Raw genomic sequence first — 13441 nt, forward strand, 5'->3', positions numbered from 1 at the left:
CCGCGGCCGCGGCGGCCTCCGCTTCCTGCACCCGCCCCGCGCTGCGCAGCACGGCGGCGCGGTTGCGCTGCACTTCGACCAGCCCGACCACGGCCCGCGCCGCGAGCGGATCCACCACGGCGCCGCCCGCCTGGAAGGCGCCGGCCCGCGCCCCGGCCCCACCGGCCCGCAGCTCCGGCGGCACCTCTGCCGCATAGAGTGTCTCCGCCCGGCCGAAATCGGCCAGGGCCGCATCGGCCTGGCGCCGGTTCGCCTCGTGCAGCCCGCGGTAATGGGCCAGTTGCGCACGCGCCAGCGGGTCGGATGTGCGGGTAGCGAGCGGCGTGGCGCGGGCGAACAGGGCCTCCGCCTCCGGATACCGCCCCTGGTTCGACAATTGCAGCGCGAGCCGGATCATCGGTCCGAAGGTGTCGGGCGAGCCGGCGCCGAGCATCCGCTCCTGCGCCGCGAGCGCGCCGCGATACGCCGTCTCCGCGGCGACGAAGCGTTCCGCCTGGTTGGCCTGCCGCCCGAGCGTCATCAGCTGTTCGTATTGCGCGAGGTCATTCACGCCGAAGCTCTGACGCGACAACCGCGCCGCCATCATGTCGAGCGCGGCGGAGGGCGGCAGCGTGCCTGTCGGGCTCGCCAGCCCTGAAAGCACGCCGATCGCCCGTTCCGCGGCGGGCAGGGCGGGCAGCACGCCTTCGGCCTCATAGCCCTTGCCCCCGGCGGTCGTCACCAGCGCGAAGGCGGGCCACCCGCCATTGTGGCGGCGGCAGTTCATCAGCGCGGCGGGCTGGCCGCCCAGCACCGCGGTCGAGGCCGGCGCCTCGCATTGCATCCGCGCCGCCTGGCCGGCCGCGGTCTGCGCCGCCATCGCCGGGATCGGCGCGGCGGCCACCTGACGGATGCGCGCCGAGGGCGAGCCCCATTCGCCGCAGAACACCTCGGCGCTGTCGCCGCTGCGGAGCATGCGGCAGGCCTCGCCGCGTGCATTGTTGCCGATCGGGACGGCTTCGGCGGCGGTGGCGGCGCTGCCGCCGGGAACATAGGCTTCGGGCGGGGGCGCGACGCAGCCCGCGAGCAGCAGGGCCAGCGCGATCGGACGAAGGGGGAGGCGCATCAATAGTCTCCGCCGCGGATGTCGGGCGGGGCCAGTTCGCTGTCCTCGGTCGGGTCCCGCGTCGGCTGGAGCGAGAGCTCCGGGGTCGGCGGCCGAAGCTGGTCCACGGCCGCGAGGATCAGCGCCGGGTTCAGCACCGCGGTCACCGCGAAGGGGTTCAGCAGCGCCAGTTCCGGCAGGGCGGCGCAGGCAATGCCGTCGATCACGCATCCCTCATCAGGCGGCACCACGGGCGGCGGCGGTTCCGGGGGCGGCGGCTCCGGGGGCGGCGGAACGGCGGCACACAACGATGCGCCGATGGGGCAGTCGTTGAAGGTGTAGCTGTCCATGTCGGGTGGCGGATCGGGCAGCAGCACGCCGCCCGCGGTGGCACGCCGCCCCGCGGCGGCGGCGGGCCGCCCGGCAATGCCGGCGATGGTTCCCGTCAGCGCCGCGCCGCGCCCGCCTTGCACCAGCAGCCCGCCGGCATCGAGCGCGCCGGAGGCAAATCCCGCCGATCCCAGGTTGATCCGCACATCCGCCGTGGTCGCGTCGAGCCCGCCGAAGGTCACGGTCGGGCTGGTGATGGACAGGGCGCCCGGCGTGCGGGCGATGCCGGTCAGGCTAGCGCTCGTGCCGGCCTGCACCAGGATGTCCCCTGCCGCCTGCGCCAGGCCGTTGAGCGTCACGACCGGCGCCTGCAGCAGCAGCGCACCGTTCAGCGCGATGGCCGAGAAGCCGTTCACCGTCAGCGCCTCATCGGTGATCAGGGAGGTGGTGCCGCCCTGCACCGTGCCGTTCACCAGCAGGCTGCCACCGCCGACCTCGATCGTCAGCGCGCCGCCGGCGGTCACGAGGTTGCCGCCGGGTACGGTCAGCAACGGCCCCTGGCTGAACAGGTTGAAGTCGCCGCCGGCCGTGAAGCCCCCGAGCGTCGCGATGACATTGTCCGGGTCGGTCAGTACGGTGCTGCCGCCGGAGGCACCCGTCAGGGTCCCGGCAACGATGCCGGCGCCGGCATCCTGCGCGATCCCGCCGAGGCTCCGCAGGTCGAGGAAGCCCGGCACGGTCACCGCAGCGAGGGCGACGACGGGGCCCGCCGCCGGGATGAAGACCGTGGCGGCGAGGCTTAGCTCGCTGGCCGTCGTGGTCATCACCCCGTCGAAGGTCGTGGCGCCAAGACGCAGCGACTGGAACTCGAAGCTCGCGAAGGTCTCCGGCGTGATGCTGAACTGGCCGGGAACGGCCTCGGCGACCGGCAGGCGCATCGGCGTCGGGCTGAAGGGCGCGAGTTCGATCAGGTTCGCCGCGATGGTCGCGTCGGCTTCGGCGATCAGCCCCCCGACGCGGAGGGAGATCCGGCCATCCTCCGCGATGGCCTCCATCAACGCGCCGTCGACGAGCGTGACCGTGCCAGCGGTCCGCAGGCCGATCGAACCGGCCGTGCCGTTGCTCTCCGACGGCGGACCCGACCTGACGATGAGGTCGTTCGTGCCGTTGTCGAGCACGAAGGTGCCGTCCACAAAGAAGGAGACCAGCGCCCCGACCGCGTTGCCGGGACTTGAGAGGAGCGCGTCGCCTCCCGAGGTCACGAACAGGTCCCCGGTCGTGATGCCGCCCCCGGTCTGCACGATGCCGCCCGTTCCCGCGCCGAGCGAGACCTCGCCCGCCGCGGTGACGTTGCCGGCGAGGGTCAGGGTGCCGGGCAGGAATTCGCTCGAGCTGCCGCCATCCACGGCGGCCAGCAGGGTGATGGAGGAGGTGAGAGGACCTTCCGCGGTCACGCTGCCGGCGGCCGTCACGGTGAGGTCGCCCGACGCCGTCATGGTGAGAAGGCCGATCCCTTCCTGCGATATCGCGGTGACCGGCGCCGCGACCGTCAAATTGCCACCCTCCACATCGATGCGGATGGTGGTGAAAAGGTTCGGCGATTCGAGCGTCACCGGCCCCGCGATGGTAAGATCCGTGGTGTTGCGGATCGTGATGAGGTTGGCGAAGTCGGTCGTCATGCCGGAAATCGTCGTGATGGCGTTGTCGCCCGGCAGCAGGATATCGCCGAAGGCGGTCACCGTCAGATCCGGCGTAATGATGGCTGACGATTCGTTCTGCGTGACCCCGACCAGGGATTCGAGGCTGAAGCGCCCCCCCACCCGCACCACGCCGTCGATGATGAGCGGTGCCGCGCTGTCGCCGATTTCCGAAGCGCGGAAGGAGAAGTTCCCCGCGACGTCCGATGCGCCCAGGACGTCCACCCGGTTGACGTCCCGGCCGGGCACGGTCGGCGTCAAATCGAGGATCGCGTCACCGGCGCTGCGGACCTGCAGCGTGCCCCCGCGGATCGACGCGGTCTGGGTGATGCCGCCGGCGCCCGCCTGAAGGTCCACCAGCCCCTCGGTCGAGATGACCCGACCTTCCGAGCGATCGCCGCCGCCCAGGCTGATCGCGTTGCCCGCGACGATGCTGACGCCGTCGGCCTCGATGCCTGTGTTCAGCGCGGCTTCGGCGGTCAGCACCACGTTGCCGGTCTGCGCGGTCAGCGAGATGCTGCCGAAGCCGGTGACGAAGGTCGTGCTGGTGATCCCGGTCGCGGCCGTCGCGGCGAAGGTGCCGCCATTGCCGGTGATCTGGCCGGTCGTGAAGCTGATGGTGCCGGCACGGGCGAAGAGTTCGACGGCCGCCCCCGTTCCCAGCGCCGTCAGCGGGCCGTCGATCACGAGGTTCCGGCCGGCATCGATCGTGATGTCACCGGCAAGCTGGATCGCCGCATTGGTCGTGATATCGCGGCCGGCGGCAAGCGCCAGGGCGCCGCCGCCATTGATCGGCGCGTTGACGATGATGTCGCGCCCCGCGTCCAGCGTCAGGCTGGTAGGAAAATTGCCGCCGCGCGTGATCGTCGCATTAACCGTGATGTCGTTGGACGCCTGAAGCAGTACGTCGCCGTCGAGGGTCTGGAATTGCGACGGCCAGATATAGGCTTCGTCCGGCGGGGCGGCCTCGCCGAGGATGTTGCCGGTCATCTCGGCCTGGCCCGCGCCAGGGATGGAATCGCCCTCGCCCACGATCGTCAGGTTGACCGGGTCGATCAGGATGGTCCCCGGGTCGCCGGCCGGCGCGCCCGCATCGATCGTGCCGAGCACGAGCAGCCCGGCCTGCCCCGACACCTCGATGAACCCACCATTTCCGCCCTGCGGCCCGCCGCGCGCGGAGATGCTGCCGGCGTGGCCGGTATAGTCCTGCGAATTGACGATGACGGTGCCGCCATTGCCGCGTTCGGTCGCATCGGCGCGGACCGTCGCGCCCTGCACGATGCCGGCGCGCCGCGCGAGCCGCGGATTGGCAGCACCCCGCACCGTCGTGCCGATCGCAACCTCGCCGCCGCCGGCGCGGCCGGAGGCATCGACGCGCGCACCCTGGTCGACCAGCACGCGATCCGCGACGATCTCCACCTGCCCGCCGCGCGTGCCGGCGGCGGTGCCGGTCGCGCGCACCTCGCCCTCGATCCGCACGGCGCCGCCGGTGCCGTTGATGGCGATGCGGCCGGTGCGGCCGGTCGCAGCGTCAGTGTCCGCCGAGATGGTGCCGCCGGCGCGCACCAGATCCTGCACGATGCCGTCCGCCGCCGCGGCGGTCAGCAGCACGGTTCCCCCCTGCGCCTCGATCACCCCGGTATTCGTGACGAGCGCGCCGCCATTGCCCGGGGCCTGCCGCACTCCGCCCGTGACCTCGATGGACAGCAGCCCGTCGCCATACAGGTCGATGACGTGGGTCTCGGCACCAGCCAGTGCGACGCGCCCCATCCGCGCCGCGATCGTGCCCCGGTTCGCGACCTGCGGCGCCACCAGCGCCGCGAGGCCGGCCTCGCGGATGGTGATGGTGCCGGCATTCTCGATGCGCGCATCGGGCCGTCCTGGCTGGTCGAACACCATCCGGCCGGCCATGAAGTTCTCGTTGCTGATATTGGCGGAGGACACGATCAGCCCCGCCGCATCCACCTGCGCACCCTGCGTGAAGACCACGCCCGATTGGTTGACGATCGCGACCTGACCATTGGCGCTGATGCGCCCCGCGATGGTGGACGGATCGGGCGTCGTCACGCGGTTCAGCGTGATGGAGGACGCGCCGGGCTGCTGGAAGCGGACCGTGTGGTCGCGCCCGATGTTGAAGCTGCGCCAATCGACGATGCCGCGCTGCTGAGCCTGCTGCACCGTGGTCTGCGCCGCATCCTGATGCACCGTGATACTGCCGGCCACGACACGATCGAGCACCGGCGCGGCATTCGGCGCCTGCGCAGCGGCCGCGACAGGCAGCACAAGCGCGGTACCGGCGAGGAGGGCGGAACGGAAGCGGTGCAGCCTCGGCATCATCGTCATCCCCGTCAGAAGCGCAGCAACAGGCGCCAGTAGAACGCGTCGGCCTTGAGTTCCTCGCCGGCATCGCCATTCGGCCGACGGTCGAAGCGTCGCACGCCTTCCACCTGGAATTCGGCGTACTGCGTCACGCCGAAGCGCGCGCCGATGCCGGCCGAGGAGATCTGCCGGTTCGGATCGAGCGGCTGGTTCTCCCAGGTCTCGCCCCAGTCGTAGAAGGCGTAGAGCATCGGATCGATACGCATCACCTGCCCGAACAGCGTGGCCTCATAGGCGATCGACAGCTGCAGTTCCGCCGTCGCGGCCAGCGCGCTGTCGCCCGTGACCTGACCGGCATAGTAGCCGCGTCCGAGCCGCGCGCCGCCGAGGTAGAACTTCTCGGCCTGCGGCAGGATGTCGTTCGACCACTGCCCCGCGACGATGCCCATCAGCGCGAGGTTCGCACCGGTCCAGGGCGAAAACAGCGCCTGGGTGCGGCTGGCCTCGAAGGTGATCTTGGTGAAGTCGGTCTGCGCCCCGGCGCGGCTGAGCAGCGGGCTGTCGCTCGCACTGGCCCCGAGGCCCGACAGCCCCTGATGCACCCGCAGCGAGAGCGAGTTGACGGCGGAGCGTTGATCGCCGAGCAACTGGTCGAAGACAGCCCATTGCCCGCCGACGCGCAGCACCCGGAGCGAATCCTGGCTCAACACCTGATCGCCGAAGGGGCTGTCCTCCAGCTTGATCTCCGTCTCGATCAGATCGAAGGCGGCGGCGAGCGTCAGCGTCTGCTGCCGCTGCCGGATCAGCGGATAGGCGACCGCCATGCCGGCGACCGTCGTCGTGCCCTGGTAGCCGATGTCCCGCAGCGGCGAGGACGGCGTCGTCTCGCCCGTGCCGGCGTAGAGCCGCATCCGCACGCCCTGGCTGCCGATGAAGAACTCGGTCGAGGCCTGCCCATACAGCGAGGTCGCGCCATTGGCGTAGTACAGCTGCAACTCGGTCTGTTCGCCGAGCGAGGTGAAGGAATTCAACTGCACCGCCGCGATGCCCTGCTGCGGGCCGGTCAGCCGATAGGCGCGGTTGTCCGCGGCGACATAGCCCGTCACCGCCTGCCGCCCGACCTGCGCAACCAAGCTCAGCGCCCCCGGCACCGTGCCGGCGGGGCGCAGCACCGCGCGCATCGTGACGCCCGGGATGTCCTCGGCGAGCAGCAGCCACCGTTCGAGCGTCGCCGTGTCGATCGGCCGCACGCCGCGCAGGTTCTCGAGGAAGTTCAGCACCAGCGCGCCGGCCGGCCCGATGTCGCCATCCAGCCGCACCTCGACGATCTCGGCCTCGCCCACCGTGAGCCGTAGCCGGCCGTCGCGCTCGACCGCGGCATCGACCACCGTGAAGACGTAGCCCGCTTCCCGGTACAGGTTGAGGATCGCAACCCGGGCGTCTTCGACGCGCTGCAGCGGCACGACGCCCGCGATCGGCCCGATCGTGGCTTCGAGCCGATCCCGCGGGAACGCCGTCGCGCCTTCGACCGCGACCGAGGTGATGGTGACGGTGCGGGCGAGCGCCGGGTCGGCCGATGGCGTGACCGCGCCGGGCGCGGTGCCGGGCCCGACGCGCGGCGGCTGCGTCGGTGCGATCTCGGGCACGCGGGTGCCCTGCGGGGGAATGACCGCGCCGGCGGGGCCCTGGGCCAGCGCGATGCGCGGCAACGCGAGCAGGCAGGCCAGCAAGGCCAAGGCAACAAGCAGTGCGTCGCGGCGTCGACTCATTCGTCCTGCGCTCCCTGCCGACCACTCGCTCGCGAGCCGGATCCTAACGGTGTCGCAGCGGATTATGCGGTGGCATGCGCAGCCTGTCACGGCGCCGGAGCCGCAGCTTGCAAATGGAGACGATCACGAGGTGCGGATTGTGATGCACCTCGCGTTGCCGGATCGCAGTGGTCCGCCCTTTGCGCCGTGGCGATACCGGGCGTTCTGCCGCCCGGCGCCAGGCAGGGTTTCCAAAGGCCCTCCGGCCGTTGGCAGGATGCCGGAGATGCGCGGAGCCCCTCTCCGTCCCCAGCCCAGGCTCTACTCCGGCAGCCGGTATCTCACATAAACGCCCGCGCGCCCTTCGTTCCAGTTCGCCGCCCGGTCGTATCGGACCATCGCCCCCAGCGCGAGGTCGCGCGTCATCGCGTATTCCAGGTCGCCGCGGAGGCTCCCGATCACGCCGCTCTCGCTCTGCGACGGATACATCGAGAAAACCAGCGGATTGGTGGCCGATTGCGCGACGAGCTGCGATTGCAGCGACGGATTCGACGGGAAAACCGGCGACGAATCCTCCGACCACACCGCATAGCCGACCGAGCCGCCGAGCCGCCAGGACCAGTCGCCCGACCGCGCTCGCCAATCCACCGGGATATTCATCGCGGTGTAACTCTGCGGGCTGAAATACCCGCCATGGCCCAGCGTGAAGAACCGCAGGTTCTTGTCATAGGCGAAGTAGACGAGGTCGAGCCCGACCGTCACCGATTCGTCCTGCCGCCGCATCACGGCATAGGACCCGCCCGCGCCCGCCTCGATGCGCGAATTGTCCTCGACGCCCGTGCCGTCCAGCACCGCATAGCCGCCGCCGGCATAAAGACTGCCGGCGCCCTGCGCGTACTCCACCTGCACGCGCCCGCCGGTGCGCACGACGCCGCCCCAGGCCTCGCCCGTCAGGGTGTCGCGCTGGCCGGCCCAGGACAGCAGGCTGTCCGTGATCGCCCGCCGTTCACCCGCCGCGCGGATGCGCCAGCCGCCGCCGAGCGACGGCGCGACTTCGATGCCGCCGACGATGTTGTTCTCCCGGAAGCCGAGCGGCGTGGAGCCGACATCCACGCGGAAATTCTCCCGCTGGTAGGCCAGGTTCAGCGCGACGCCCGATGCCGTGTCACCCCGCGGCGCCAGCATGCCGCCCGGATAGGCGATCGGGTTGGCGCCGAAGGACTGCATCGACACCAGATCCGACGGCAAGTTCCCTGAACTGATCGAGACCGGCGTGACGGTCGCCGCCAGCCGCCCACCGATGCCACCCACGCCGATCGATCCCTCGATCGGCATCGCCACCTCGCTGAGCCGGTCGAGCCCCTGCGTGCCCGACCGCCCCCGCACAAACGGCGACGCCGTGAAGCGCGTCGCCGTCTGCTCGCGTGCGGCCTCGATCTCGGTCGCGATCTCGGCGGAGAGCGGGTCGCGCGCAATCGGCGCGCCCACCGTCATCCCGGCGCTGCGGAACGGATTGCTGTCGATCGCGGTCCCCGGCATGAACGACATCGGCACCACCTCGCCGATCTGCGACTGGCGCTGCTCCGCGGCGAGCTGCGCCGCCCGCAACGCGCCCCGGCCATCCCCCTGCGCACGCGACAGCCGCGCCTGCATCAGGGAAACGCGCGCCTCGTTCGGCGCCAGCGCCCGGCCTTCGTCGATCAGCGCCTGCGCCTGCCGCCAGTTGCGCGCCGCAATCGCCGCATCCACCGCCCCGGCGCGCGCCGTCAGGTTGGTCGGGTCGCGGGCCAGCACGGCCTCGGCGATGCGCTGCGCGTCCTCGGGCCGCCGAGCGCCCTGGTACAGCCGCGCCAGCGCCAGGTTCGCCGCCGGGTCGTCGGGCGACTGCGCCAGCACCGGGCGCAGCCGGTCGAAGCCGGCCGCCTGGTCGCCGGCCTCATTGGCACGATCCGACGCCCGCACGGCGATCCCGGCCTGCAGCGCTTCGGCCTGCCGGCGGGTCTCGGCCGTCGCGCCGGCGCCGGTGGTCACGCCGCGCACCATCGCCGCGGCCTGCGGTTCCAGCCCCGCTTCCAGCAGCGCCCCGCCGATCGCAAGCCGCGCCGCGGCCGATGGCGTGCGGTTCACCGCCATGGCGACGCGCGCGGCTTCCTCCGCGCCGCGCGTATCGCCGATACGCCCGAAGGCGCGCACGACCGCGGCGGGGGTCGCCCCGGTCGCGTCCTGTCGCGCGGCGATGGCGAGCAGCCGCTGCCGTCCTTCGAACCCGCCGATGGCGGCGGCCTCATCCACCTCCGCCGCGACGCGCGTGCGCTGCGCCAGCCGCGCCATGTCGGGGGAACGCCGGGCCGGCGGCACGCGCGCGATCAGCGACGCGGCATCGCCCAGCCGGCCCTGCTCCTCGGCGAACAACGCCGCGGCGAACAGCGAATCCGATCCCGACCGGCCATCGCCGAGCGGCGCCTCGATGATGGCGCGCGCCTCACTGCCCTGCCCCTGGCGTGCCAGGGATCGGGCCAGGTCGAGCCGGATCCACGGATCGTTCGGCGCCTCCGCCAGCGCGGCGCGCAGCAATGCAGACGCGGCCGCCGCATCCGGCGCCCGGGCCGCCTCCGCCCGCAGGCGGGATCCCGCACCGCCGCCGCCGGCACCACTGCCCGGCGAGGCGACACGCAGTTGCCGCGCCAGCGCCTCGGCCTCGGCGGTGCGGCCCTGTTGCCGCAGCGCGCGCTCCAGCCCCGCCATCGCCGGCTGGAAGTTCGGCCGGCGTGCCAGGGCAGCGCGGAACCGTTCCTCCGCCGTCGCCGCATCGTTGCGGCGCAGCGCGATGTCACCGAGCAGGACCTCCGCATCCGTGCGGTCGGCGGCATTGCGCGCGACGGCGCGGCGCAACGTGGCCTCGGCGGCGTCGATCTCGCCGCGACGGAACTGCGCGCGCCCTTCCGCCAGCTCGACGCTGTAGGACGCGCCGTCCAACGCGTTGCGCCAGTTCGCAGCACGCGACGGATCGGCCGCGATCGCGCGCTCCAGCAGGCCACGTGCTTCCTCGGCACGGCCTTCGCGCAACCGCACGACGCCAAGCCCGCCCAGCGCATCCGCATCCTGTGGATTGCGTGCGAGCGATGCCTCGAAGGACCGGGCCGCCTCGCGCAACCGGTTGGCGTCGAGCTGCTCGAATCCTTCCTGCCGCGTCGCCGCCCCGGCCTCGGCGGCGCGCCGCGTCGGGTCGCGCACCTCGGCCAGGCGCCGTTCGATCGCCGTATCCCCGGGTCGAACGGCGAGGAAGGCTTCGAGCGGCCCCTCGGCCGAAGGCCCGGTGCCGAGCCACAGCAACGCCTGCCGCCACGCCTGGATCGCCTGCGGCGCCGTGGCCGGGTCGCGCGCCAGGGCGGCGAGCTCGGTGATGCCCTGCGCCCGTGTCGCCTCGCGCCAGGTCAGCACCTGCGCGGCGGCGACGCGCGCCCGCGCATCATTCGGCCTGCGCGCGGCGAGCGCGGCGAGCTGGCGCCGCGCTTCCTCCCACCCGCCTTCCGTCCCGGCCAAAGTGAGCCAGTATTCCACCGCGTAGAGATCGGGCGGCGTGCCGCCGGCGAAGGCATCGCGATAGCGCGTCAATGCCTCCGGCACGCGACCGTCACGCGACAGCCGCCGCGCTTCCTCGATGGCGTCCCGGCTGACGGACGCGCCGCGCAGCGCTTCCTGCGTTCCCGCGACCGCAGGCGCGGACGGCGCCACGGCACGCAGGCGCCCGAGCAATGCCTCCGCCGCCGCACGGTTGCCCATCGCCGCCTGCGCCTCGGCCGCGCCGGCCAGCGCGTCCGCATTGCGCGGATCGGCGGCGAGCACGCGCTCGAAGGAACTCAGCGCCAGGTCCGGGCGGTTCTGCTGCTGCCAGTACCGCGCCTGTTGCAGCAGCACGCCGACGGCGCCGTTGGCGGGTGCGGGCGCCTGCGCCGACGCCGCCCCCGCCAGCCCGACGAGCGCCACGGCGCCGAGCAGCGCGACGCGCAGCGCGCGATGCCCGGTCACGACTGCCGCCCCCGCAGCCGCCGCACCGCGCGGCGCCGCAGCGCCACCAGGACCGGAAGGCCGATCAGGAGGCTGGCGCCGATCATCATCAGCAGCAGCACCCATGGCTGTGCTCCCAGGTAGTAGTTCGGCCAGAGCCAGAATGGCAGCGACCCGACGCCGTAGGACGGTGCGGTGCGGAAGGCCTCGATGCCGTTGCCCGTCAGCAGCACCAGGTCGCCCTGCACGCGCGGGATGCGCGTGGGGTCGCGCAGCGCCTCGGCCATCGCCTCCACCGCTGTCGGCGTCGGCGCGCCGATCGCCACCACCGATCGCCCGGCACGCAACGGCGATTCCCCGCCAGCGACGAAGCCGAGGCCCTCGGCCGGCGCGGCCAGCACCGCGGCGGCCCGGATGCGCTCCTCAGGCGGCGGCCCTTCCCAGATCAGCCGTGCGTATCCTTCCATCGCGTCAGGCAGCGTCATGGCCAGCGCGCTGCCGTCGACACGCAGCGGCGTATTCTGCAGCAGCGTCGCGAGCGCCGGCTGGCGTTGCACGGTGCCGATCACGATCAGGTCGCGATCGGCCACCTGCTGCAACTGCCCGGGGCGGACGACCGCCAGCCCCGACGCCGGCACGCCGACGATGTTGGACAGTCCACCCACCATGCCGAGGAAGGCGCTGACCTCGACCGGGGAGGGCCGGTCCGGCATCACGACAGCCGTCTCCGACAGGTCGGCGAGCCGGGTGAAGGGGAAGCCCGCGCTGGCGAAGTAGGCGAGGTTCGGCAGCGTCGCGAACCGGTAGGCACGCGACAGGTCGATCGTGCTGCCCGGATCGACCGAGGCCTGGACGTCAGCCGGCACGGCGACACAGTCGCCACGGTTCATCGGCCGCATGTCGAACTGAAGCTGCAACTCGTTGCGGCCGGTGACGAGCCACGGCGGCACGCGCGCCGAGGCCTGCCGCGGCTGCTGATTCAGGCCGACCTGGCTGAGCATCCAGGACCAGGGCCAGGTCTCCTGCTCGCGCAGCGGGATGGAGCGCAGGTAGCTGCCGCTGACCGAAACGTCGATGCGCGACACCTCGACATCGAGGATCGGCCCCGGCGGCGCCCGGAAGCGCAGATCGACCGGGAAACCGTGCTGGCGCCAGGTCGCGAGGTCCGGGGCGGTGCGCAGCGGTACCGCAATCGGACCCGGGGCATAGCCATTGACCTGGAGCTCACTGCGCTCGACCAGCTCGCCGATGCTGACAGGACGGTTCGTCGGCAGCCAGCGCGGGGCTTCATAAGGCTGGCGCTGCGGCGGGCGTGGCAGGGAGACGGTGGCGGTGACGCCCGACAGCAATTGCGGCGCGAGGGACAGCGCCATCGCCGCGGTCGCCGCCTCGGCCGGGTTGCGCCCGGCGATCAACAGGATCAGGCCGGCCGGGTCGTGCGGGTTCTCCACCAGCGCGACGGTCGGCCCGTTCATCGCCGGCAGGGTCAGCCCCTCCGGCAATTCCTGCGGCGTCGCCACGACGACCGCATTGCCGCTGTTCGGCAGCGACGCGGAGACCGGGAAGCGCGCCCCGCGATACTCCGCCTGCAAGGCGAACCAGGATGCCGCGACGGCCGCGCCGCGCAGCAATTCATTGCCCGCCGCCTCAGGCAGGACGAAGGGCAGCACCAGGGCCTGGCGCAGCAGGCGCGGATCGAAGAAGGGCTCCGGCAGGCGCGCGAGATCGGGCGGCAGCGGCAGCCGTTCGAGCGTCATCTGGATCGAGGAACCGTCGGCCACCGTCATCCACAACAGGTCCGAGAGCGGATCGATGCATTCCGAGCGGTAGCGGCCGGTGAACGCGAAGTTCAGCCGGTTCATCTCGGTGAAGAAGGCCGGGCTGATCGGGTACTCGATCGGGCCGAAGGACGGCCGCGCCGGATCGGGCTGCACCACGCCGAGCAGCTGGTCGTTCAGCGTGATGGTGAGCTGGCTGGTTTCCGGCACCAGCGCGGGGGAGGCGGCGCCGGAGACGACGAGCCGCGCCTCCGTCACGACCTCATCCGCGCGGACGCCGAACTGCACGCCCTGGAGGGGCGAGACGCCGCGCAGCCGCATCGGCCCGGCCAGGCCGAGCTGCCGCAGCGTGCGCGTCACCTGCCGCCGCGGGGCCACGGCGGGCGGCGGCGGTGCCGGTGCCGCGACGGCACCGGCACCCGGATCGAGGCCGAGCACCGAGGGTGGCGGCAGCGCGAAGGGCGGGGGGTCGAGGGC

Annotated in this window: 5 protein-coding genes; all 5 read right to left on the reverse strand. The window is 72.4% G+C overall.

Features of this window, described 5'->3' with window-relative positions; translation table 11 throughout:
- Nucleotides 1-1105 (reverse strand): tetratricopeptide repeat protein (locus tag GXW78_RS27450; RefSeq protein ID WP_211872112.1); only part of this gene is annotated, 1105 nt, incomplete at its 3' end.
- Entirely contained in the window at nt 1105-5454 is a 4350-nt protein-coding gene (locus GXW78_RS27455) for a two-partner secretion domain-containing protein (protein WP_211872113.1), read from the reverse strand. The genes GXW78_RS27455 and GXW78_RS27450, both read right to left, overlap by 1 nt.
- A 5-nt stretch (nt 5455-5459) precedes the next feature.
- Nucleotides 5460-7199, reverse strand: coding sequence for a ShlB/FhaC/HecB family hemolysin secretion/activation protein (locus GXW78_RS27460; RefSeq protein WP_211872114.1), 1740 nt, complete (start codon nt 7197-7199; stop codon nt 5460-5462).
- Between the two features lie 300 nt (nt 7200-7499).
- Complete coding sequence (locus GXW78_RS27465) at nt 7500-11207, reverse strand: cellulose synthase subunit BcsC-related outer membrane protein (protein WP_211872115.1); 3708 nt, start codon at nt 11205-11207, stop codon at nt 7500-7502.
- On the reverse strand, nt 11204-13441 hold a 2238-nt coding region (bcsB, locus tag GXW78_RS27470; protein WP_211872116.1), incomplete at its 5' end, for a cellulose biosynthesis cyclic di-GMP-binding regulatory protein BcsB. The genes bcsB and GXW78_RS27465, both read right to left, overlap by 4 nt.

The sequence above is a fragment of the Neoroseomonas terrae genome (assembly GCF_018129025.1).
In the GTDB taxonomy this organism is placed as follows: domain Bacteria; phylum Pseudomonadota; class Alphaproteobacteria; order Acetobacterales; family Acetobacteraceae; genus Neoroseomonas; species Neoroseomonas terrae.